21 protein-coding genes, 1 tRNA gene and 1 pseudogene are annotated in these 23,840 nt (G+C 66.6%); 10 read left to right on the forward strand and 13 right to left on the reverse strand.

What is annotated here, in order from left to right; translation table 11 throughout:
- From LW840_RS07070 to LW840_RS07130, 13 genes and pseudogenes are all read right to left on the reverse strand, one after another.
- A pseudogene (locus LW840_RS07070) lies at nt 1-1,096 on the reverse strand (hypothetical protein); the annotation flags it as partial.
- A gap of 31 nt (nt 1,097-1,127) precedes the next feature.
- Entirely contained in the window at nt 1,128-1,649 is a 522-nt protein-coding gene (locus LW840_RS07075) for a sigma-70 family RNA polymerase sigma factor (protein ID WP_291267535.1), read from the reverse strand.
- Nucleotides 1,650-2,157: 508 nt separating this feature from the next.
- The gene (locus LW840_RS07080) at nt 2,158-2,595 is read right to left on the reverse strand and encodes a hypothetical protein (RefSeq protein WP_291276707.1); all 438 of its coding nucleotides are present in this window, start codon (nt 2,593-2,595) and stop codon (nt 2,158-2,160) included.
- Between the two features lie 102 nt (nt 2,596-2,697).
- Nucleotides 2,698-3,681: an alpha/beta hydrolase gene (locus LW840_RS07085; RefSeq protein WP_291276708.1), complete on the reverse strand. Its 984-nt coding sequence runs from the start codon at nt 3,679-3,681 to the stop codon at nt 2,698-2,700.
- A gap of 590 nt (nt 3,682-4,271) precedes the next feature.
- Complete coding sequence (locus LW840_RS07090; protein WP_291276709.1) at nt 4,272-5,504, reverse strand: TlpA disulfide reductase family protein; 1,233 nt, start codon at nt 5,502-5,504, stop codon at nt 4,272-4,274.
- A 72-nt stretch (nt 5,505-5,576) separates the two neighbouring features.
- Nucleotides 5,577-6,305, reverse strand: coding sequence for a hypothetical protein (locus LW840_RS07095; protein WP_291276710.1), 729 nt, complete (start codon nt 6,303-6,305; stop codon nt 5,577-5,579).
- Nucleotides 6,306-6,348: 43 nt separating this feature from the next.
- Nucleotides 6,349-7,908: a hypothetical protein gene (locus tag LW840_RS07100; protein ID WP_291276711.1), complete on the reverse strand. Its 1,560-nt coding sequence runs from the start codon at nt 7,906-7,908 to the stop codon at nt 6,349-6,351.
- Nucleotides 7,905-8,828 carry an ABC transporter ATP-binding protein gene (locus tag LW840_RS07105; RefSeq protein WP_291276712.1) on the reverse strand — a complete coding sequence of 308 codons (924 nt, stop codon included), beginning with the start codon at nt 8,826-8,828 and terminating at the stop codon, nt 7,905-7,907. The genes LW840_RS07100 and LW840_RS07105 overlap by 4 nt, the downstream gene beginning before the upstream one ends.
- Complete coding sequence (locus LW840_RS07110; RefSeq protein WP_291276713.1) at nt 8,825-9,259, reverse strand: GntR family transcriptional regulator; 435 nt, start codon at nt 9,257-9,259, stop codon at nt 8,825-8,827. Before LW840_RS07110 ends, LW840_RS07105 begins: the two co-directional genes overlap by 4 nt.
- Before the next feature lie 156 nt (nt 9,260-9,415).
- Nucleotides 9,416-9,489: transfer RNA gene (locus tag LW840_RS07115), tRNA-Pro, on the reverse strand.
- 124 nt (nt 9,490-9,613) lie between these two features.
- Nucleotides 9,614-10,417: a PPK2 family polyphosphate kinase gene (locus LW840_RS07120; RefSeq protein WP_291276714.1), complete on the reverse strand. Its 804-nt coding sequence runs from the start codon at nt 10,415-10,417 to the stop codon at nt 9,614-9,616.
- A gap of 35 nt (nt 10,418-10,452) precedes the next feature.
- A complete protein-coding gene (locus LW840_RS07125) occupies nt 10,453-10,905 on the reverse strand; it encodes a pyridoxamine 5'-phosphate oxidase family protein (RefSeq protein ID WP_291262044.1) in 453 nt (150 codons plus the stop codon).
- Nucleotides 10,902-11,810 (reverse strand): cation diffusion facilitator family transporter, encoded by a 909-nt coding sequence (locus LW840_RS07130; protein ID WP_291262043.1) that lies wholly within the window; start codon nt 11,808-11,810, stop codon nt 10,902-10,904. Before LW840_RS07130 ends, LW840_RS07125 begins: the two co-directional genes overlap by 4 nt.
- Before the next feature lie 73 nt (nt 11,811-11,883).
- Here LW840_RS07130 and LW840_RS07135 point away from each other — a divergent pair, with 73 nt between their 5' ends.
- From LW840_RS07135 to LW840_RS07180, 10 genes are all read left to right on the forward strand, one after another.
- Entirely contained in the window at nt 11,884-12,834 is a 951-nt protein-coding gene (locus LW840_RS07135; RefSeq protein ID WP_291276715.1) for a lysophospholipid acyltransferase family protein, read from the forward strand.
- 10 nt (nt 12,835-12,844) lie between these two features.
- Nucleotides 12,845-13,567, forward strand: a complete 723-nt coding sequence (gene mtgA / locus LW840_RS07140; protein ID WP_291262041.1) for a monofunctional biosynthetic peptidoglycan transglycosylase — start codon at nt 12,845-12,847, stop codon at nt 13,565-13,567.
- 133 nt (nt 13,568-13,700) lie between these two features.
- A complete protein-coding gene (locus tag LW840_RS07145) occupies nt 13,701-14,783 on the forward strand; it encodes a hypothetical protein (protein WP_291276716.1) in 1,083 nt (360 codons plus the stop codon).
- 62 nt (nt 14,784-14,845) lie between these two features.
- Nucleotides 14,846-15,682 (forward strand): TIM barrel protein, encoded by an 837-nt coding sequence (locus LW840_RS07150; RefSeq protein WP_291267531.1) that lies wholly within the window; start codon nt 14,846-14,848, stop codon nt 15,680-15,682.
- 4 nt (nt 15,683-15,686) lie between these two features.
- Complete coding sequence (locus LW840_RS07155; RefSeq protein WP_291267530.1) at nt 15,687-16,001, forward strand: hypothetical protein; 315 nt, start codon at nt 15,687-15,689, stop codon at nt 15,999-16,001.
- A 147-nt stretch (nt 16,002-16,148) separates the two neighbouring features.
- Nucleotides 16,149-16,523, forward strand: coding sequence for a BlaI/MecI/CopY family transcriptional regulator (locus LW840_RS07160; RefSeq protein ID WP_291262037.1), 375 nt, complete (start codon nt 16,149-16,151; stop codon nt 16,521-16,523).
- Nucleotides 16,520-18,199, forward strand: coding sequence for a M56 family metallopeptidase (locus LW840_RS07165; RefSeq protein ID WP_291267529.1), 1,680 nt, complete (start codon nt 16,520-16,522; stop codon nt 18,197-18,199). The genes LW840_RS07160 and LW840_RS07165 overlap by 4 nt, the downstream gene beginning before the upstream one ends.
- A 60-nt stretch (nt 18,200-18,259) precedes the next feature.
- Nucleotides 18,260-18,406 carry a hypothetical protein gene (locus LW840_RS07170; protein WP_291262035.1) on the forward strand — a complete coding sequence of 49 codons (147 nt, stop codon included), beginning with the start codon at nt 18,260-18,262 and terminating at the stop codon, nt 18,404-18,406.
- Nucleotides 18,407-18,507: 101 nt separating this feature from the next.
- The gene (locus LW840_RS07175; RefSeq protein WP_291262034.1) at nt 18,508-18,675 is read left to right on the forward strand and encodes a hypothetical protein; all 168 of its coding nucleotides are present in this window, start codon (nt 18,508-18,510) and stop codon (nt 18,673-18,675) included.
- A gap of 158 nt (nt 18,676-18,833) precedes the next feature.
- Complete coding sequence (locus tag LW840_RS07180; protein WP_291267528.1) at nt 18,834-23,561, forward strand: 2-oxoacid:acceptor oxidoreductase family protein; 4,728 nt, start codon at nt 18,834-18,836, stop codon at nt 23,559-23,561.
- Nucleotides 23,562-23,840: the final 279 nt, after the last annotated feature.

The following is a 23,840-nucleotide window of genomic DNA, read 5'->3' on the forward strand; positions in this document are numbered from 1 at the left end:
CAGGGCGGTTGATGGTGTCGGTATTCCAGAGGGTGTCGAGACGACGCAACCGTTCATTGCGGTCGTCGGTCCCCTGCAGCGCCTTCCACATTCTCCCCATGGCGAGCACGCGTGACTTGGGATGATCGTTCTCAAGACGTGTGGACCAATACTTGACTGCGAGCGAGTCGTCGACCGTCTCAGCGTATTGGAGCATGCCCGCCACCATGTCTTCACTTGCACCACGCGCCGACCTGACGCGCGCATCGAGTGAGCGAAACGCGAATTTCTCGAGCGCCTGAAGGCTGTCCAGCCCAACAGGACCGACCAGCTCCTGTTCGTACCCCAGTGCCGTCTCACGGGCCTTTGGTGAATCCGGGTACTGCGTACGCATCATCCGCGCCACCTCATAAGAGACGGAGCGATTACGCGCATAGAACACGTGCGCCTTCTGGAGCAGCGCCTGCAGCGTCGGGCGCGTGCGAGTGGAGTCGTACGCGAAGAGCTCCCACAACCGACCACCGTTGGCATCGACCGCACTCCCGATGGAATCTTCCACAGCGAACACGGCGTAGCGCGCATCGCGCGGCAGGATGAAATCCCCGCGATACGTTCCGTCGGATCGGCGTACGAGGTTCGTGACGACGCGCTTCGGCAGTGCCCAGTCGGGATAGTTCTCGTCCAGCGTCCGAATGTCGGCCCGAAGACGAAGCCGTGGCTGGCTCCCGAGCAGCCCCCCGCGAAACACCACTTCAATCCGCTCTCCAGGAATGGGCTGTGCCGGCGTAAACTGCATTGTCCCCACCGCCGTCGTGGCGCTCACGGGGCGCGTGCTGACGGCGACCGTGACAATCGCCGCGACCGACGCTGCGGCAGCCAGCCACGCAGTGACACGACGACGTCGCGTGCTCCTCGACCTGTCGAAAGCCGCGAGGCGCTGCGGCGTTGTCTTCTCGCGTGGTGAAGGCGTGGGACCTGCGGTGGTGGCGAACGGAATCGGGTCTGGCGTGAGCGCGATGAGGAGGGCGCCGCAGCCTTCACATTCGGCTGCGTGATCGAGGACCGACGTTCGATCTCGCATCGGCGTCCCCTCAGCCACGGCGAGCAGGTCAGTCACGGACGGGTGCACCATCGAACTGTTCATAGGGTCACCGAGAGTCAGAAAGGAGGTCACGGAGTTGCTTCATGGCCCGATGCAGGCGGACTTCCGAGGCGTTACGCGAGATGCCTAGTCGGCCGGCGATTTCCTCATGCGACAGGCCTTCGATCTCGCGGAGACGTACCACCGCCCTCGCGTGCTCCGGCAGCTCCTCGAGCGCCTCCGCGAGCGCCAGGCGCGCAAGGATCGCGGCGTCGTGGGGCGGCGCTTGCTGGGCCGCCGTATCGTCGACACGTCGTTCAGCGCGCAGGCGGGCGCGACGGCGCATCAGCGCCATGCGCATCGTCAGTCGCGAAAGCCACGCGTCGAAGCGGCCTTGCTCTTCGTATCTGCCGAGTGCGACGGGCAGCGCCAGGAATACCTCCTGCACGACATCGTCGGCGTCATCCTCGGAGTCGGTCCCCCGGCGGGCCACCGTTCGGACCAGCGGCTCGTAGTCCCGATAGAGCCGTTCGAGCCGGTCCGCGTGGCGCGGGGCGACATCGTCGGTGGAGGCGGCCCCTTCGATCACGTCAGGCAATGGAGACTGAGGCCAAGGCCAAGGTCAGAACGCGTCATCATGCGTATCAATGTCACCAACGCCGACGATCTTACCGGCACACAAACATTCACGTCCGCTTGGTTCGACGTGCGAGAGATCGTCCCCCAAACGTACCCCGGCCCCGAAAACGCGTGGCGTCTCGGGGCCGGAGAAATCTTCTAAGTTGTTGCTTATTGTATCTTTACATCAAGTCGGGACGGCGGGATTCGAACCCGCGACCCCCTGAACCCCATACTCCGGGTTCAGCGCGCAAACCACTGCGCCAGAGGGAGTTAGCCACCCCCTGAGCGGCGTCGTACGACGCATTCAGAAGGTCCTCAGCACCAAAGACAGGGCAAACGGGTACGCCGCGTCAGAGTCACGTCGTATACGAAGAAGTATACACACGCGGCGCGCTGAAGTGCCCACGGTTGCCCCGATGACGCCCGCAGGCCGCCCAAATCTCTCTGGCTGGTGCGCTCTTCTCACGTAGCCCAGCTCACATTTCCGGCGAGCTGGCGTGCGCGCTCTTCGCAAGGTCTGCCAGCTTTCCCAGCATGATGTACAGCGGGATACCGATCATCATGGGGCTCGTCGGGACGATCAAGAGAGCAGCGTCCTTCTGCATGCTCGGGGAATTGGCGAGGAGCGCCGTGATCGCGAGCCCCAGCATGGCGACCGCCACTCCCGCCCCGGCACACACCGGCGCAATGACTTCTCCGATGCGAGCCGAATCAAGGTGTTCGAGCCCGTGTGCGTCGTTAACGGCCATCATCGGATTGTTGAACGCACCGGGACTCATCCGAACCGCGATCTCGATCATGAACCACAAAGCGGTCATGGCCGCCGCATACTTCAATCCGAAGTACACCTCGTGGTGCCGTGCGAGGACATACACCCCGAGTAGTGCCGTGATTTGCGCGATTCTCAGTTTCATCTCAAGACCTTGTCGTATCCGTTGAATGAACGCTGGCGGACGACGGGTCGTAATCAGCGCCGGCCGAGCTTCCGCGCTACCACCGCACTCGGCACCCGTCGCCTAACGCCCACCACCTGGCGTCACAACAAAGGCGGCGATTGCATCAGCCAGCCCCGGCGCCAGCGGTACGTCAGGCCCCCGATAGCTTGCCATTTGGCCTGCCATGTCGGCGGGCGCGGTCTTGAGCACGTGGTTCATACCCGCGATCCTCATCACCCGGCATCGTGGATTGGCACGCTCGAGCAGGTCGGCCTCGGCAGGAGCCACCTGAAGGTCATGCGAGCCCTGCACCACCAGACACGGGATGGTAAGGCCCGCCAGTTCGCTTTGGCCGGAATACTTGAACCATGAACGGAGGTAAGGCTGTACGCTGCGGCGGAATAGACCGGCAAGCATTGGCGGCGTAGAATCCACCGTCTCGCCGCGCCGGAGCCGCGCGAAGACGCTGTCGCTCTGGACCAGCATTGGCGCAGGAAGCTGCGCCGCGAGCTGATCGCGGATCACTTGGTCGGCCGGGCGGGCCGGTCCCGCGAGCGATATATAGGCGGCTGCCGGCGCCTGCCGGAGGGCGACGAGTCCAAGGAGTGCGCCTTCGCTGTGCCCCGCCACAATCAGCCGTGAAAAGCGACCGTCGGCAGCCAGGAAGCGCATCCAGCCGACAACATCATCGGCGAACCCCTCGAACGTGACCTGTTCCTCCGGAATGGAGGCAGCCCTGCTCCCGGCGATGCCGCGTTTGTCGAAGCGGAGCGTGGCGACCTGCCGCACCGCCAGCGACTCGGCGAGTTGGCGGAGTGACCCTGGGGAGCCACCTGGTCCGTTGCCGTCACGGTCGGTTGGGCCCGACCCGGAGATGAGGAGGACGACGGGCACGGGGCCATCGGTGCGCGGGACCAGCAGGGTACCGGCCAGCTGCCCCGGCGCCAGCGACAGGGTCACGGCTTCCGTGACGGCTACAGGCGCTGATTGTGCGGAGAGCGAATGCGCCGCGCAGGCGATTCCAGCGGCGCACGAGAATACACGAGCCATTCCGAAGGAGGTCATCAACAAAGGTACACCGACGTTGCTATCGTTGCCTCTTTCTAGCCATCCGAGACCGAACATCACGTGCCAGTGCCGAGGCGGCAAGGCTGTCCTGCACAGTCACCACAACGACACCCTTGCGGGTATAAAAGTAGATCAACGGCTTTCGCCTGGCGTCAACGAATAACATGGTCGGCCCGAAGGGCACCACCTCAAACTGTCCGACGTACGAGTTACCAGATTGCATCCCCCCGAGGCGTCGCCCCAAACCCTGCAACATTGGCCGCAACTCGATGGAGTCCACGTCCGCATAGGCCACATTCGTCTCGAACGACAAGGCCTCTACATGCAATACGTCGGCTCCTGCTGTGATGCGCGGCTGAACGCCGCGACCTACATAAACCATGAGGCCGAATACGCAGAGCATGGTACCGAGCACTAGGGCGGCACCCGACTCCGGCGAAAGCCCACCGCGGCGAATTGACCGGCCGGAGAACCTTGCAAATCTCCTCGGGGGCAAACGTCTTAATAGCACTGTCGAACTCCTAGGTCTTGGTGCTGTAGCGCCGTACGACGGCCGAAGTAGAAGGCGGCATGCTGCACTAAGGAGACTACCGACCAAGCAACTCCCGCAGCTTGGCACGTACGGCGTCGATGCTCAGTGCACCGGTCGCACGGAAGCGCAGCACTCCCTTCGCATCGATGATGGCAAAGACAGGTGTCGCCACATCGGGATCGTAGTTTTGCCACGTGGTCTCGTCTGGCTGAAGCACGACACCGGCCATGGGTGACTTCTTCAGGAACGCGTCGATGTCGGCGCGACTCGTGTCCTTGGCCATCGCTGCCCACACGAGCGCTGAGCCGTAGGTCGACACCGCTTCATTGAGCGCGGGACGAACAGAGGCGCTGGGCCCGCAGTCCGTCGCCCAGAAGGAGAGCAGGACCACCTTGCCGCGTTGCTGCGAGAGTCGGAACTCAGACCCGTCGAACTGACGGGCCCGCACCTCGGGCGCTGGAAGATTGAGGCCGACTGCTCCCTTGGCGGATCTTTCCCGTAGTCGCAGAAACGCGCCAAGCGGGTCGATACTGGCGAGTTCGTACAGCCGGCCGTTCAACTCAAACGCGCTCCCCGCCCGAACCTGTTCGGCGGACGCGGGTCGGCCACCCACCGTCACCGAGGCGCGCTCCGCGAGCACACCATCGCCATCGAGATCGACGAGGACCGTGGCACTGCCGTCGAGATCAAAAAGCGGACGGTCGCGACTGGTGTTTCTTACCCGCACGCCATAGATCTTCCCGTCGATTTCGATCTGGCCAGCACGGTACTCGGCGATGCGGCCATACGTATAGCCGTCATCGGATCGCAATACCTCGAACGGCACGCGACGGATAACGTTCGATGCCGACCGAAGGGTCAGATTCAGGGAAGCGACCTGCACCTTCCCTTGCCGGACGAACGAGAGTTCCGGCACCCGCGTGAAATCGAGGGATCCCGCCGTGTCCACGATGAAGCGCCACGCCGTATCGCCGGACGCGCGAAATCGTAGCACACGAATCGGAGTCACCTGTCGGGCGGAGATCAGCTCGTCAGTTTCGATGGCGGTCCAGCCGGCCGGTGTGCGAATGGAATCGCGCCACGCCGGAGCTGATGGCTGATAGAACAGATGGCTCATGCCGCGCCCTTGGGCCGGGGATGGATCGCCCACCGCCGAAAGCGAAACGGTGAGATCGCGTGGCGCGGTCGCCGCCGATTCCGTCCCTCGCCTGGATGGGGTACATCCGACGGCTAGCGCGGCGACGATCAACGCCAAGTACGAATCGATCCGTGGGCGCATCGACAGCATTCGACACTCACTCTTGGAGAGGGCAATGGGCCCTGTGGAGAATCACAGTTGCGTTAAAAAGTACAGTCCCCGTCACCTCGGTGGTGCGGTATCCAGGGAGAGCCGGTGGACGTCGCGCTCGCCTTGGCGAATCAGCAGCCCCGTGATCGGGTCGCGCTTGCCACCACCGATGCCAGTCGGCGTTGTGCCCAGAAAGATCGCCTGCCCTTCTCCACCATCGATCCGTACCCCCGTGTGGCCATCGTCGCGCACTGTCAGGGTCAACCCTTCCGTCCCGTTCTTGCTGTCGAGTCCCAGAGTAACGCGATCCTTGCCGGCTACGGTCATAAGACCATAACCGGTCCGCTCAAACCCCTGCGCGTCGTTGATGTCCAGTCCCGGCCCAGCGCCAATGCGCTTGCCAACGTTCGGATCAGGCGTCGAGTCGCCGATGGCCAGCCGGTCGAACCCATTCTCGTCGAGTACCAGCATACCGTGCATGGTGTGTCGATAGTCTGCGTACCAGCGCATGTATTGTTTGGGATCGGGATAGCGACTGGCCCAAAGCCCTTCGACACGCTTGAGATCCGTCCGAACGCGATTTCGGGCGGCTGGGATGGGAGCCCCAATGAGGATGCGCTCCCTCCCCTTGTCATCGACGATCACGATGCCGCGCGTCCGTATCACTGAAGGCTCCTGCTTGACGAAGCCCACAAGGCCAATCACGGCCCCCACCAAAGACACGCCAACCAGTAGCCGACGCTGCACATGTAGCTGCTGCTCCAATCGCCCAATACGGGCGCCCGCATCCTGGCCAGACATCGTACCTCCAATGTGAATGGGATAGGTCAAGTGGAACTACCAACTACCTGTGCTCACCGACATCGGCACGGGTGGTCATCGCGGTCGGTGGCGATGGTACGACGGCGGAGACGGTGCGTTCGGTTCGGGCTCCCCACACAGGCGCGGTCACCAAGACCCGCAGCGTGTTCGGCTCCCGAGCTGTCCAGTCGTCCAACTTCGCACCACGATCCAGCACCAAGTGCTGAACTATGCTGGTACGAGACAGCCCGGGGAGGTCGGCCGCGCGCCTCAACCTTTTCGCCTGATTCTCCAAGCGGAACACAGCCCCGCCGTCTGACTCGACCAGCGCGAACTCCAGTCCGGCGACATCCGCGTCCATCTCGCTACTCCGGCCCCCAAGGGAGGCCAGCCCTACCGTGATCTTTGGGACGTTGTCCCCACGCCCTGCGTCCACGACGCGCGCCCGCAAGCCGGGCGCACTTGCCACGGCGCCCGTCACGAGAGGAAGCTGCATGAGTTCGTCACCAACCGCGGTTCGGACATCGAGCCGAAGGGCCACGTGAGCAACGCGGCCACAAATGCGCTGCTGTTGGCCCTCGGGAATGTCGAAGGCGATATCGACGCGCCGGACTCGACGTTCTCCCATGACGGTCTCGTCATCCACGACGTGACTGATGCGCGTCGGCGACACCAGTGGTCCCCAGAGTCCGGCCGATAGCATCCACTCAGGGTTATCGAGCGAAAGCGAATCGCCACTGGTGAGAGCGACCTCCACCGTGGGTCTCGTGAGATCGACCTTCGCCCAGCGCGACGACGATACCTCGAGAGGGATGACCAGCCAGCGCGCGTCGCACTCCGGTTGAGTCCTCAACGGTACATGTAGCACCACGCTCGGTGTGCGGTTACCTGTCACGGCAGCAGCCATCGAAGACGCGATGGATACGTTAAGCGATGACAACGAGAGCAAGACTACGCCAACGAGTAGGGCAGCACCTCGCGCCCATGGGCCGGTAGAGCGCCAACGGTAGAGCCACGCGAGGATGAACGCACCAGCCGCAACGGACGTGAGCGTGCCAACACCCAATCCAGCCCCGTCGAGCGCGGCCGACGGTAATAAGCCGTTGCCGACGATCACACCGACCGTCGCCGCACTGCCGACCACGAACCACGCGACGGTGCGGCTGGCACAGCTCGCGGCGACGATGGCAATGCCAACCGCCCAGATGGCAAGCGTCGACACGGCCACGGCCAGCACGCCGCTCGCCGCTCCACTTGAATAGCCCCAGTCATTCAGCACGAAGCACACGCACACCGCACACATGATGACGGGTACAAGCGCCACGACGCACTTGGCGACGGCCATGGCGCGTGCGTCAATCGGCTGGGTGGCCCAAAATGCATCGGCGCGCGTCGGGCTGTCGGTCACGACGATCAAGGCACTCACCGCGGTGATGCACAGCAGGACGGCGCCGTACGTGGGGAGCGCCCCCGAAGTGATCACCGTGGACTCGATGGCCTGCGCGGTTGCGACCACTAGCACCGCCGCAGTAAGTGCGGGCCACGGCGCGACGCCTGCAAGGTCTCGGCGAACGAGATGCCACACCTGACGACCGAAGCTCATGAGCCAACCACCGCGCTTTGTACACCTACAGCATCGCGGGTGCACAGCGCCACCACCTCGCGAAGCGAGAGTGGCTCAACCGCGATGGAGGTTGCATCGGCATATCGCCGCTCCAGCATCGGCCTGTCTACCGGCGTGAAGGTTGCATCCGCGATCACGCGAACGATGCGCCCGGAGCGCTCAAGACTGTACCACTGCTGTTCCAGCGACAACGCGTGAAGCCGCTCATCGCTGGCTACCATGGTGATGCGGGAGAAGCGTTCGGCAACCTCGTCTGAGGAACCGAACACACGCAACGATCCAGATACCAGCACGGCAGCGTGGGTGAGCAGGGTGTCCACCTCACCGACGTCGTGCGACGCGAGCATCACGGTCATGCCGGTTTCGCCGGCTGCGGCTACCAGTCCGCGCACGATGGCGTCGCGCGTAGCCACCTCAATGCCCGCGAACGGCTCATCGAGTATCAGCACTGCCGGGTTGGAGGCCAGCGCGCACACGAGCGCGGCCTTCAGATACTCACCGCGGGACAACGCGCTGATACGGCGTGTCGCATCGAGGTGGAAACGCTCAACCAGTGATTGCGCGAGCGCGGGGCTCCATCGCGGGTGCAGCGGGGCGATCCAACGCAGCAATGCCTGCAGCGGCATTTCGCCCGGCAGGCGGATCATCTCCGACACGAACGTCACCGTGCCCCGTTCGATCAGGGCGCGGTTCGCGCTGCTAACGCCCCCGATGGAGACCGTCCCGCGTCCTGGTGATCGCAGGCCGGCTACACACTGCAGGAGTGTGCTCTTCCCGGCCCCGTTCGGCCCAAACACGCCCAGCACGGCGCCAGGCGGGAGCTCGAAGGACACATCGCAAAGGGCGTCGGCCGTTCGCGAATACGAGAAAGAGACGCTGTCAACGATCAGGTTGGTCATGCCTTCCGACCTCCCGACCGGCGCGCGGCAGACGCACGCCCGTCCATCGTTCCGGTTCGGCGTGGCGCCCCGAACACATCCACCCAGGTGGTTTCGACTTCGTCAACGAGCGCCGCGCAGTCGAGCCCGAGGCGTCGCGCATCGACCACGATCTGTTCGACGCTGTCCCGAAGTGCGCGCCGCCGCTCATCGTCCGGCGCCTTTGGGCCTTGCGTGACGACGGTGCCAACGCCGGGTCGCACGACGAGAAAGCCCTCCCGCACCAACTCCTGAACCACCTTCTGGACGGTGTTCGGGTGGAGCTTCAGTTCTTCGCTGATTTCTCGAACCGAGGGAAAGGCATCGCCGGCGCGCAGCACGCCGGCCAGAATGGCCTTGGAAGCGGCGAAGACGACCTGCTTGACCGGCGACTCACCCGGCTGAATGGCCACAGGGAAAGGAAGCATATGCGTAACATGCACCCTGTTACACCTATGTCAATCCCCCCCTGTTCTGCCCGTCGGACTCTGCTCCAATCGAGGACACCTGGTCGCAGAAAGACAAAAGCCCGACAACGATAAATCGTTTTCGGGCTTTCGTTTACCAAATCGGGACGGCGGGATTCGAACCCGCGACCCCCTGAACCCCATTCAGGTGCGCTACCGGGCTGCGCTACGTCCCGTCACAGACGCCACAAGGCCTCCGTGAACAGTCTTCGAACGTAACCGACCGGACGACCGGACACAACCGGCGCCACGCCTTCGCTCTCGATGGCCTGGCACCGCGCACCGCCACGCGGCGCCCGGTCAGCGGAAATCGCCCGCCGCAGCCCGCACGGCCGGGTTCATGATGGGGTACGCCAGCTCCAGCGATTCCAGCGTCTCCACCAGCAGCCGCGCCACGAGATAGTTGCGCACCGGCTTGTCGTCGGCGGGCACCACGTACCACGGGGCCGCCGCGCTGCTGCAACGTGCCAGTACCTCCCGGTACGCCGCGGTGTAGGCATCCCAGCGGTCCCGGTCCTTGAGGTCCTCGAGGCGGAACTTCCAGTTCTTCCGCGGATCGTCGAGACGCGCCAGCAGCCGTTCCCGCTGCTCATCCTGCGAGATGTGCAGGAAGCACTTGCGCACGATGACCCCGTTGGCGTGCAGCATGGCCTCGAAATCGTTGATCTGCGCAAACCGCCCCCGCCAGACCGCCTCGGGCGCCAGCCGCCGCACGCGCACCGCCAGCACGTCTTCGTAGTGCGAGCGGTTGAACACGCCGATCATCCCCCGGGGCGGCACCACCTGATGCACCCGCCAGAGAAAATCGTGTCGCAACTCGAGCGGCGTGGGGGGCCCGAAGGCCGCCACCCGCACCCCGGTGGGATTGAAGGCGCCGTACACCGTCTTGATGAGGCCATCCTTCCCCGCCGCGTCGCGCCCCTGCAGGATGAGCAGCAGGGCGTGACGGCCGTCGGCCTGAAACACATCCTGCAGATCGGCCAGGCGGTCCAGCAGCACGCGCGTGGCCGCTTCGAGGGTCTTCTTGTCGGGTGCGCCGGCATGGCGTGCCGCCTCGTTCCCCAGGGCCACCTCGCTGCCCGGGGGCACGGGCTCGAGACGCACGCCGTTCAGCAAACCGGCAGTCGCCCCGTTGCCCTTCACGCGCGCCTCGTGGTGGCCGCACGGCCGGCCACGTCGTGCACCGGAATCATGAACACCAGATCGCGATCGGGCGTGGGATCATGGGGGGTGAAGGCCTCCGGCACCAGCGACCGGAACGCCGCCACCCCGGCCGCATAGCGCGCCTGTTCCTGCGGGGAGCCAGCGGGGTCGGGAAACTCGATGCGGCCGTGCACCACCACGCTCTGCCACGTGAACAGTGCCTCCACCTGATCCACTTCGAACGCCACCCACGGGTGATGCGCGAGGATCTGCACCTTGGTGCCATGCTGCGTGCGCCCCCAGATGCGGTCATCGCGGAAGACATAGTGCACCGGCTCGATGTCCACGCGGTCGCGAAAGGTGAAGGCCAGCCGCCCCACCTGTTGCGAGGCGAGCAGGGCATGACACTGCGCGGTGGTCAGCACCGCAAAGGTCGGGGCATCGCTCATGTCGCATTCCTCGGTTCGAAGGGCTCCATGTGAATCAGCACCCCACTGGCGGCCGGCATGCGCTGCCGAATGGCCGACTTGACTCGGCCGGACAGCACGTGCGCGTCGTGCAGGGACATGTGCGGATCGGCCTGCACGTGAATGTCCACGTAAAAGGCCGTACCGGTCTTGCGGATCTTGAGCTTCTCGATGGCCAGGACGCCACTGGTGGCCAGCGCGGCCTGCGACACGGTGTCCTGCAGCCCCGGGGCCGGCGCGCGGTCCATGAGATCGCCCAACGCCGTGCGCAGCAGCAGGCCGCCATTGATGGCGATGATGAGCGCCGCCACGAGGGCCGCCCAGTCGTCGGCCGCTTCCCACCCTGGGCCGCCAATGAGCGCCACGCCGATGCCCAGAAAGGCGGCCGCCGACGTGATGGCGTCGGCGCGGTGATGCCAGCCATCGGCAGCCACGGCCACGCTGCCATTCTGCGCCCCGGCGGAAAGCACCCGCTTGGCCATGACTTCCTTCACCACGATGACCACCGCCAGGACCGCCAGCGTCCACGGCGCCGGCGCGTGATGCGGCGTGCGGATTTCACGGGCGGCTTCAATGGCAATGCCCGCGGCGGCACCCAGCATGAGCGCGGCCACCACGGCGCCGGCCAACGCCTCGGCGCGCCCATAGCCAAAGGGATAGCGGTCGTCGGGATCACGACTCGCAATGCGCAGCCCGCTCCACACGACCAGCGACCCGATCATGTCCGTGGCACTCTCGATGGCGTCGGCCACGAGCGCGTAGGCGTTGCCGAGCAGGCCGGCCACCAGCTTCACCACGGCCAGCAGCGCATTCACGACCAGCCCGATCTGGGCCAGTCGCTGGGCATGCTGCGTGCCCGGAACGGTGGGAGTGGTAACGGCGGCCATGCCGGAAATATGGACCCAAAGCACGCCGCTGTGGCGGGGAGAATGCCGTTCCGACCGGTTAGATTCCCTGACCATGAGCACGGCCGTACAGACTCCGGCGGCGGACCCCGCCCCCACGCTGTCCCATCGCCTCGAGTACGTGGCCACCAGGGCGGCCGTGGCGGCGCTGCGGCTGGTGGGATGGCGCGCCGCCAGCTGGGTCGGGGGCACGCTGGCAAAGCTCGCGTACAAGCCGTTCGGCATTCGGGCCGGCGTGACGGAGCGGCAGATTGCCGCCGCCTTTCCCGAGCGCTCCCCCCACGAGGTGCGGGTCCTCGCCGCGCGCTCCTACGAAAGTCTGGGGCGCACATCCATCGAAACGGCCATCCTCCCCGGCACCTCCCGGGAGGAGATCCTGGCCCGCATCGAGCGGGTGGACGGGTGGGAGCACATCGACGCGGCACTGGCCAAAGGCCGGGGCATCATTGCCGTCACCGGCCACATCGGCAACTGGGAGCTTGGCGGCGCCTATGTCGCGGCCCGCGGTGTCGGGATCGACGCCGTCGTGCGTGGCGCCGCCAACAAGCTCTTCGAAGCCTACGTCACGAAGACGCGCACCGAGGCGGGCGTGTTCGTGGTGCACGACAAGGATGCCGTGCGCCGCACCCCGCGCGCGCTGCGCGACAATCGCATGGTCGCCCTCCTGGCCGATCATGATGCGCTGGGGCTCGCCAGCACCTTTGTGCCCTTCTTCGGCCGCCCGGCAAAGACCCCTCGCGGGCCGGCGGTCTTTGCGCTGCGCTTCGACACCCCGGTGGTGTTCATTGCCATAGTTCGCCAGCCAAGTGGTCGCTACGCCTTTCTGGTGGAGCCGGTGGAGATCACCCCCACCGGTGATCGCGAGCACGACGTGGACGCCATCGTGCAGCGTTATACCCAGCTGCTCGAAGCCCGGGTGCGGGAATACCCCGAGCAGTATTTCTGGCAGCATCGTCGCTGGCGGCGTCAGCCGCCCGACACGCCGCCGCACCTGCGCGAACCCTGAACGCCCGCTGATGCGATTGCTCCCTCGCCGCTGGGCAACCGGCCAACCGGGTCGCTCGTGGGTCGTGCGGCTGCTGCGCGTGCTGCTGCTCGTGGCCCTGGCTCCCGTTCCCTTCATTCTGCTCTTTGCCGTGGTGAACCCGCCGGTCACCATGGTCATGATGGGCCGCGCCGTGCAGCGGTTTGCCGCCGGCGAGTCGCCCGCGTGGCCGGTACACACGCCGGTGGCCCGCAGCGCGATGAGCCCGTCGTTGCGACGCGCCGTGCTCGCCTCCGAGGACGACCGCTTCTACCTCCACCACGGCATCGACTTCGTGGAGCTGGACAAGGCACTGGAGCGACGCAAGCGTGGGGGGAAGCTGCGCGGCGCCAGCACGCTGTCGCAGCAGGTGGCGAAGAACATCTTCCTCTGGAACGGCCGCTCGTTCGTGCGCAAGGGTGTCGAGGCGTATCTCACCCTGTGGCTGGAGCTGCTGCTCACCAAGGAGCGCATTCTCGACCTGTACATCAACCTGGCCGAGTGGGGCCCATATCATTTTGGCGCCGAAGCCGGCGCGCGCTACCACTTCCGCAAGAGCGCCGCGTCGCTCACGCGTGAGGAGTCGGCGCGCATGGCCGCCATTCTCCCGGCGCCGCGCCGGTGGGCGCCGCGGGGCAGCGTCGCGTCGCGGCGCATTGGCCCCATTCTGCAGCGCATGCAGTATGCGCCACCCAAGACGGAGCAGGCGAAGTAGCCGGCGAAGTAGCCGGCGAGGGAGCAGGCGCGGCGACTCGTGGTGACCGAGCCCACGCCCGCTGTCTTGGACGGCTGCAGCGGCGTCGTTACACTGTGAGCAGTCAATGACGCGGTTCTCCCTGCCCCACTCCATGTCCGCCATTTCCCAGCTGTTCGTTGCAGCGGCCGCCATGCGGCCGCATTCGGTGTTGCGCCGTGCCACCGTGATCCTGCCGGCGCTGGCGCTCTCGACCACGGTACTCGCGGCCGCCCTGTCGGCGCAGAGCGCTCCTGCTTCCTCGAAAAAGACGCAGACGGCCGCGCCCGCCGACAGCATCCGCCCCAAGCGGCCCGCTGGCGCACTCGGCCCGCATTCGGGTGACCGGCATCTGGCCTATCGCAACACGGGAAGCGATCTCGATTCGCTCTGGCCTCCCAAGATGCCGGCGCCGCTTCCGGGTTCCATCCTGCCGGCCAAGCGGGTCATTGCCTACTACGGCAATCCGCTCTCGCAGCGCATGGGCATTCTCGGCGAGTTCGAGCCGCAGGAGATGCTGCGCAAGCTCGACGCCGAGGTGGCCGAGTGGAACCGCCTCGACCCGCAACATCCCGCGCAACCGGCGCTGCACCTCATTGCCGTGGTGGCGCAGGGGAGCCCTGGGCGCGACGGCAAGTACCGCCTGCGCATGGACAGCACGCTCATCGAAAAGGTGTACGGCTGGGCGAAGAGCCGGAACGCGATCATGTTCGTGGACGTGCAGGTGGGGCACAGCACCCTGCAGCAGGAGCTGCCCTGGCTCGAGCGGTTCCTCAAGCGCCCCGAGGTGCACCTCGGCATCGACCCGGAATTCAGCATGAAGGACGGCAAGGTGCCCGGACGGAAGATCGGCACCTACGACGCCGCCGACATCAACTACGCCACGCGCTACCTCGGGGAGCTCGTGGAGAAGTACCAGCTGCCCCCCAAGATCCTCGTGGTGCATCGCTTCACCAGGAAGGGGGTCACGAATGCCGACAAGATCCGCCTCGATCCCAAGGTGCAGGTGGTGATGCACATGGACGGCTTCGGGGCGCCGTGGCTCAAGCGCGATTCGTTCTACAGCTACATCAAGAAGGAACCGGTGCAGTTCGCGGGGTGGAAGCAGTTCACCAAGCCCAAGAACGACAAGCCGACCACGCCGCGCACGGAAATCTTGCGGTTGTGGCCCGTTCCGCTGTACATCCAGATTCAGTAACCGTCCGGCGCCGGGTGGCGTCGGGTGAGCCCTCCAACCCGGCTTCCATGCACCGACGCGACATGCTTTCCACCCTCGGCACCGTGGCCATGGCCGGTGCCGTGGGCGCCGGCGGCTCGGCGGATCCCCTCTCGGCTCTGGCTCCCGGACGGCTGCGGCAGTCGGTCGCGCGCTGGTGCTTCGGCAGCACCCCCATCGCCGAGCTGTGCACCCTCGTGAAGTCCCTCGGCATGACGGGGGTGGACCTGCTGGGTCCCGACGAGTGGTCGGTGCCCGGGCAGTTCGGGCTCGAGTGCACCATGGGGAACAGCTGGGGCACCATTCCCGTGGGCTTCAATCGGGTGAGTCACCACGACAAGCTCGTGGCTGACGGCGAGGCGTACATCCCCCGCGCCGCCGCCGCAGGAGTGAAGAAGATCGTGGTGTTCAGCGGCAACAGGGACGGCCTGAGCGACGGCGAAGGCATTGCCAACTGCATCACGGGGCTCACGCGCCTCATGCCCACCGCGGAGAAGCACGGTGTGGTGCTGTGCATGGAGATGTTGAACAGCAAGGTCGATCACAAGGACTACCATGCCGACCACACCGCGTGGGCGGTGGAAGTGGCCAAAGGCGTGAACAGCCCCAGCTTCCGCCTGCTGTACGACATCTACCACATGCAGGTGATGGAGGGCGACGTGATGGCCACCATCAAGGCCAACCTGCCGTACATCGCGCATTTCCACACCGCCGGCGTTCCGGGGCGCCACGAACTCGATGGCGCCCAGGAGCTCAACTACCGCGGCATTGCCGAGTTCATTGCCGGCACGGGATTCACGGGCGTGTTCGCGCACGAGTTCATCCCCAAGCGCAATGGCGCGGCCTCACTGCGCGACGCGGTGACCCTCTGCACCGTGTAGGACCGTGACGGTGCGTGCGCTCACCGATCTCGCAGGGCAGCAGGCCGCGGCGCGGGCACTCATGCGCGCGGCCTTTGTTGCGCGACTGGGGGCTGTGGAGGTCACCTTCGATTTCCATCGCGGCTGGAATGGTGGCTGGCGCTGTCTGGCCCAGGTGGGCGGCAAGGCGCCGCTCGACTTTGCCTTGCTGCACACGGACGCCGGAGCGCTGCTGGCACTCCCCGTGCCCTTTCCCCGCGGCTGGCGCACCCGCGGTGTGGTGGACAGCGCCGGTGTGGCCTGGACCGTGAACGACGAGGCCGTGCCCATACCGGTGTGACGCCGCAGACTGGCAACGGTTGCTCCTCGCCAGAGGCGGCCCATTCCTGCGGGCGCGGCACCTACTGAAAAACCAGTTGACAGCGGCCACGCAGCGTCCTATTCTACTGGAAGTTCAGTATTTCACCCCCGCCTTCCTTCTCGCCCCATGACCGATCTGCACTTCCCGCCCCGTGAACTGGCCGTGATGTCGGTGCTCTGGCGGCTGGGCTCCGCCACCGTGGCCGATGTGCGTGCGCACCTCGACGAGGATCTGGCCTACACCTCGGTGCTGTCGGCGCTGCAGACGCTCGAGAAGAAGGGGTACGTGCGTCCCGAACCGGAGGGGCGGGCCTACCGCTACTTCCCCACGGTGGCCGCCGAGAAGGCCGGGCGCCGGGCAATCGGCCGTATCCGCGACGCAATCTTTCAGGGGTCGTCGGAGCGGCTGTTCGCCCAGCTGGTGTCGGACAAGCGGCTGAGCCGTGCGGAACTCGAGCGCATGCGCGCGCTGCTGGCCGAACGGTTGGGAGACGAGCCGTGACCCCCGCGACGGCCCCCACGGTGTCCGAGCTGGCCCCCCTGATCGCGTCGTGGATGGTGCTGAGCGCGTGCACAACGGGGCTGCTGGTGGTGGTCTCCCACGCCGTGCAGCGGGTGGTGCGGGGCGCTGTGCCGCACCGGCTGGTCTGGGGCGTGGCGCTCGGCACGGCGGCGCTGCTCACGGCCACCCAACCGGGGCGGCGTCCGGAGTCGCCCCGCCCCGTCGTGCAGTCGTTGCCGGCGGCCGCCACCGCCGTGTCCGGCGTGGGGGCTGCCCCGTCGGTTGCAGCGCGCCTGTTCACGTTCGTGAGCGCCGCGCCGGTGGCGATCGCGTCGGGGGCGGTGGGTACGGCTGAGGGGGCCGCACGGGCGGCGGCCGCGGCGGTGCGCACCGCCCCCGTACCGGTGTCGTGGCTCGTGGTGCTGGGGTGGCCGGTGGGGAGCCTGTTGCTGCTCGCCATCGGGGGCTGGAGTTACCGCCGCCAGCGACGCGCGCTTGCCCGTACCCCGGAGGCAACGATGGCGGGTCGGCGCGTGCACCTCACGATGGACACGGGGCCCGCCGTCTTCGGGGTGCGCCATCCCCGCATTCTGGTGCCGGCATGGCTGCTCGACCGCCCCGTTCACGAGCAGCAGCTCGTGGTCCGGCACGAGCAGGCGCACATAGACGCGGGCGATCCGCTGCTGCTGCTTGGCGCCTGCGTACTGACCGCCCTCATGCCGTGGAACCCGGGGGCGTGGTACCTCCTGTCGCGCCTGCGCCTCGCTATCGAGGGGGATTGCGACGCGCGCGTCCTGCGCCACGGCACCACCCCTCGCCAGTATGGCGCCCTGCTGATCGACCTGTCGTCGGCCGCGACGCCGCTGCCGCCGCTGACCGTAGCCCCGTCGTTTTCCCACCGTGCAACCCATCTCGAACGGAGACTCCGCCGCATGACCGACCGCCCCACCACCCACCGCCTTCCCCGCCGGCTCGCCGGAGCGGCGCTCGCCACCCTCGCCCTGGCTACCGCCTGCGGCACGGAATTGCCCACCAGCGCCGAGCTCGAGGGGATGGACGTGGCCACGGCAACCAAGACTCTCAACGCCGTGGCCCCGTCGGCCGCGCGGCAGTACTTCATCGACGGGCGCACCGCCACCGAAGTCGAGGCCTTGGCCCTCCCGGCCAACCGCCTCGCCACGATCGAGGTCATGAAGGCCGCCAAGGGCGTGCAGGCCATTCGGCTGACCACGCGGGCCGCCACGTCGGCGACACCGACGGCCGCCGGGACCGGCACGTCGGCGGTGGCGATGGCTGCCGTCCTCACCGATTCGGTGGCCAACGCCAACGCGAAAGTGGTCACCATGCGGATCACGCAGATTGACAGCACCGCGCGGGCGCTGCGCATTGCCGACACGGCGGCCAAGCTGTCCTTCGCGGCGGCTCGCGCCAGGCAGGGGGCCGACACGAGCCGCGCCCTCGTGATCGCAGAGGGTATGGCGTTCGTCCCCGCGGGAAAGACGCCCGATGTGCTGGTCTTCGTGGATGGCGTGAAGTCGGACGAGGGAGCCCTCAAGCGCCTGTTGCCGTCGCAGATCGAGCGCATCGAGGTGATCAAGGGCGCCGCCGCCGAGAAGCGCTACGGCCCGGAGGGCGCAAAGGGCGTCATCCAGATCACGACCAAGCCGCCGCGCTGACCCCGGTCCCGTGGTCCCTGACCGGCGCTCGGCGGGGACCACTTGACTTTCCGTCGGGACATGCCGATGCTCCCCCACATGACCGCGTTGCCGCTGGCCACTGGCCGACTTATTGGCGCCCTCCCCGTCGTCGTTACGATGCTCGTAGCGGCAATTCTTGTCGTATTCAGCACTCGGGAGCAGGGCCGCACCGTCGCCAGCATGTGACGCACACGCCGCCCCTCCCGAGACCACACGGGAGGCGGCGCTCTGGTCGAACTGACGAGGCCCCTCCCACGGAGGGGCCTTCTTCGTACCAGGAGGTTTGCATGTTCATGTCCTTCGATCGACAGCCGCAGCCGTCCCGTCAGGCACGCTATGCGCCCAGCGCCGATGCCACCGGCTCGCCGTTCACCACGCGGCGCTCCCCCGACGGCGCACGACCCAGCACCGCGGAGCCGCGCGACTATCGCGAGCAGGCCGATGGCGCGCCGTGAGACTCCGGCCATGGCCGGAGTGAGGGAGGGGGCGGCCGTTCGCCGGTGGCCGTCAGGCAACTGCTGGTAGCGGGGGGCTGTACCCGGGCGCAACGTCATTCGGGCGCCCTTTTCGGGTGGCCCAGACACTCCCCCTGTCTCCCTCTGCGCCCACCGCCATGTCCGACGCCACGGTTTCCGCCACGCCCACGCCGGCCGCCCGCCACGGCAAGCACCGGTATCCCGGCTTCCACGTCACCTGCAGCGGCAACCAGCTGGTCACGCAGTACGTGGAAACGCGCATCACCGAAGGCGGCGTCTTCTACCCCATCACCCCGTCCACCGAGGGCGGGGAGATCTATCAGGCATCGTTCGCCACCGGTGAACTGAACGTCTGGGGGCAGCAGAAGGTCGCCGCCGAAACCGAAGGCGAGCATGCCGCGCAGGGGGGAGCCACGGCCTTCGCCGTCACCGGGCGGCGCACGGTGAACTTCACCAGCGGCCAGGGCATCGTGTACGCAATGGAGCAGTACTACCATGCCCCCGGCAAGCTCTCCACCATGGTGCTGCAGGTGGGTGCCCGCGCCCTCACCAAGCATGCGCTCAATGTGCACTGCGCGCACGACGACATCTACTCGGCACTCGACACCGGGTGGATCATGCTCATGGCGCGTGACGCACAGCAGGCCGCCGATCAGTCCATCATCCTGCGCAAGGTGTGCGAGCAGGCGCTCAACCCCGGCATGAACATCCAGGACGGCATGCTCACCACGCACAGTGAGCGCATGTACCTGGCCCCGGAGGCGGAGTTGCTGCGCGAGTACCTCGGCGCTCCCGATGACCTCATCCCCTGCCCCACCCCGGCGCAGCGCGAACTGTTCGGCCCCACCCGCCGTCGCGTACCGCAAATGATGGACCTGAAGAACCCGGCGCTGCTTGGCCCGGTGCAGAATCAGGAGCATCACATGAACGGCGTGGTGGCCCGGCGGAACAACTTCAGTGAGCATGTGCTCCCCATGCTCGACGCCGCCTACCGCGAGTTCGGTGCGCTCACCGGCCGCGAGTACGGCTTCGTGACGCAGTACCGCACCGCCGACGCCGACACCGTCTTCGTGTCACTCGGCTGCGCGGCCGAGAACATCGAGGCGGCCTGCGATTACCTGCGCGACCAGCGCAACGCGAAGGTCGGCTCGATCCACATCAACGTCATTCGCCCCTTCCCGGAAGAGGCCGTCATCGAGGCGCTGCGCGGCAAGACGCGCGTCATCATCCTCGAGCGGACCGACGAAAGCCTGGCCGGCGACAACCCGCTGGCCCGTGACATTCGTGTGGCCCTGGGCAAGGCCAACGAAGCCACGCGCTACGGCGGCGCGCTCCCCGGCATCACGCCAAACGAAACGCCCCGCCTCTTCCGCGGCGCCTACGGCATCGGCTCGCGCGACTTCCGTCCCGAGCACATCATCGGGGCGTACGAGTTCGCCACCGGCGTTTCCGCCCGGACCGACGGCCGCACCGCCGAGGATGGGGAGGGCTACTTCGTGCTGGGGGTGCAGCACCCGTATGCCGTGATCAGCAAGGATACGCCCAGCCTGCTGCCGGAAGGGGCGATTGCGGTGCGGTTCCACTCGATTGGCGGTTGGGGGATGATCACGACCGGCAAGAACCTGGGCGCGATCATCGGCGACCTCGGGCAGTACCTGGCCGCACAGGATCCCACCTACGACGAGGAGGGCATTCTCGAGGACAAGCTCTTCGTGATGGCCAACCCCAAGTACGGGTCGGAGAAGAAGGGCGCGCCCACCAACTACTACCTCACGGTGGCGCCGTCGCAGATCAAGGTGAATTGCGAGCTGAATCACGTGGACGTGGTGCTCTGCTGCGACCCGAAGGCGTTCACGCACACCAACCCGCTGGAGGGGCTGAAGCGCGGTGGCGTGCTGGTGTGGGAATCGAGCGAAAGTGCCGATGCCGCCTGGCAGCGCATTCCCGCCGCGCACCGCGAGTTCATCCTCGAGCACGACATCCGGGTGTACATCCTTCCCGGCTTCGACATTGCCCGGAAGGCCACCAGTCAGACCGAGCTGCAGCTGCGCATGCAGGGCAACGCGTTTCTGGGTGCCTTCTTCCGTGTTTCCCCGTTTCTCGATCGCTATCACCTCACGCCGGAGCAGTTCCAGCAGATCGTGCGGACGCAGTACGTGAAGAAGTTCGCCCGCTTCGGCGACGCGGTGGTGGAATCGAACATGACGGTGATGAACGAGGGCTTCACGCGCGCCGTGGAGATCACCGTGGGCCGCACGGACGATCCCGACCGGTCGAGCATGCGCAATCCGCTGCTTGCCCCCTACCCCGCGCATCACTTCCCACCCACGGCGGGGTGCGGCAGCTGCGGCAGCGGTGGCTTTGCCTTCCCGGAGGCGCAGCTGGCCCGCTCTCCCCTCAAGACCCGCGAGACCTTCGACCGCGAGTTCCGCGCGGGGCTGGGGTACCACCAGCCGGCCAGTGCGCTGGCGTCCGTCGGCATCATGGCCGCTGCCACCGGCGCCACGCAGTCCAAGTATGTGGCACGCCGGGAAACGCCGGTGTACGTGCCGGAGAACTGCACCCAGTGCATGGAGTGCATCTCGGTGTGCCCCGACACGGCATTGCCCAACACCGCGCAGGAGGTCGGCACCGTGCTGCGCACGGCGGTGGTGAACTACGTCCGCGACGGCGGCGACCGGCAGACCCTGCTGAGCGAACTCCCGGCACTCGAACAGCGCGCCCGCACGCGCATGAACGAGTCGGTGAAGGCGAAGAGCGGGGTACCCTTCAAGACGATCGTGCGCGAGGAGGCGGCAGCCATTGCCGGCATCACCGAGCAGTCACGCGCCGAGTTCACGGGCATCATCGCCAAGCTGCCGCTGGCGTACAGCAACGTCCCGGCGATCTTCCGCACCGTCGAGGCCAAGACCCCCGGCGAGGGGGGCCTGTTCTCGATCTTCGTGTCGGACCTGTGCAAGGGGTGCGGCGAGTGCGTGCAGGTCTGCGGCGACCACGACGCGCTGCGCATGACGCGGGAAACGGAGGAGCTCAACGCCGAGCTCACCACGGCGCAGGTGTTCTCCCGCCTGCTCCCCGACACGCCGCAGAAGTACCTCGGGCTGTACAACGACAGCGACATCACGAGCTCCAAGGACGCCACGCTGCGCAATCACCTCATGGTGCGGCGCAACTACGAAGCGCTGGTCTCCGGTGACGGCGCCTGCGCCGGGTGTGGCGAAAAGAGTGTGCTGCGCTCGCTGGCGAGCATCACCGAGGCGTACATGCGCCCACTCTACCACAAGAAGGCCGCGCGCCTCTCCGCCAAGGCCGACCGCCTCGAGGCGGAGGGTTTGGCGCGCCTGTCGGCGCTCGAGGCCAGCGATCCGGCCGATCATGCGCGGTTCCGCACCGCCTTCATCCACCTCGTGATGGGGCTGGGCGGTGAGAACGCCGCCGACACGGCCACCCGGATTGCCAACCACGAGCGGCGGCACGGCCCCATCACTGATGCGCAGGTGATTGGGGGGCTGGTGGCCGTGCTGCGCCAGGATGCGTTCAACCATCGTGACCTGCAGGCCATCGACGGGCGCCGGGCCAACGGCATGTCGGTCATGATGATGGGCGCCAGCACGGGGTGCAACACGGTGTACGGCTCCACGCCACCGGCCAACCCGCACGCCTATCCCTGGATGAACTCGCTCTTCCAGGACGGGGCCACCATTTCGTGGCTCATGGCGGAGTCGGTCATCGTGGAGCACGCCCGCCGCTCGGTGGCGCCGGAGCGCCTCACCGACGCCCTGCTGGACCGGACCGCGCAGGTGATGCGTGAAGAGGAGTACTTCCATCTCACGCATCTCGACGACGCCCTCATGACCGATCAGGAGGTGCGTGAACTGCCCAAGGTATGGGTGGTGGGCGGTGACGGCGCGCTGGGAGATATCGGCTTCCAGAACGTGTCCAAGGTCATGCTGCAGAACCGCCCGAACGTGAAGATGCTCATGCTCGACACGCAGGTGTACTCCAACACGGGCGGGCAGAACTCCGACTCGAGCACCATGCTGGGCGGGTACGACATGAACCAGTTCGGTGTGGCCTCGCAGGGCAAGCTCACGGAGAAGAAGAACGTGGCGGAGGCGTTCACCAGCGGCCACGGGTCCCCCTTCGTGGCCCAGGTGTCGGTGGCCAATGCCCCGCGCATGTACAAGGCCATGCTCGATGGTCTGGAGTACCGCGGGACGGCGTTCTACCAGTGCTACACCACCTGCCAGCCCGAGCATGGCGTGGCGGACAACATGAGCGCCGACCAGGCCAGCATGGTGCGCGATGCGCGCGGTGTGCCGGAATGGGTGTTCAACCCGCGGCGCGGCGAGACCATGCAGGAGGCATTCGACCTCAAGGGCAACCCCAGCATCGACCGCGACTGGTGGCACACCAAGTACGCCAGCACCGGCGAGCCCTACACCTTCGGGGTGGCGCACTGGGCGCTCACCGAAGGGCGCTTCCGCAAGCACCTCCAGCAGATCAGCGAAGCGGAGGCGGCCGCGCTCACGCCCATGCACGACCAGCTCTACTTCGTCACCCAGGACGACGTGACGTACCGGCACGTCTTCAGCGAGTCCCACCGCAGCTTCATCCCCAACTTCGGCTGCTACATCAAGGCCGAAGTGAAGGGGGCGTTCCGGTACTACGCTGTCACGCGGCAGATGGTGCTGTTTGCGGTGGAGCGGCGGAAGGCGTGGCGCATGCTGCAGAGCAAGGCGGGCATCGTGAACCGCGACTACGTGGCGCAGCGCGCGCTGCTGGGGCGCATCGAGAAGGGCGAACTCCCGCTGGCGCAGGCCAAGGCCAACCTGGCGGCGCTGCTGGCCGAGGTGATCGCCTGAGCCGCGGTGAGACGGGTGAGACGGGTGAGACGGGTGAGACGGGTGAGACGGTGAGACGGGTGAGACGGGTGAGACGGTGAGGGAAACGCGACCTCACGGAGATCACGGAGGCGGTTGAGGACATGGAGGCTCGGGCCGGCAGTTCTCCGTGCCCCTCCACCAACTCGGTGCTCTCCGTGAGTGCGCGTTTCCCCCGCCCCTCCAGGAGGCAACGCGACGCGCGCCTCATCATTCCCCGGCAGGTGAGTGACAGGGCGATGATGGTGGAGGCGATCATGG

It is taken from the genome of Gemmatimonas sp. (assembly GCF_021298855.1).
GTDB lineage: Bacteria > Gemmatimonadota > Gemmatimonadetes > Gemmatimonadales > Gemmatimonadaceae > Gemmatimonas.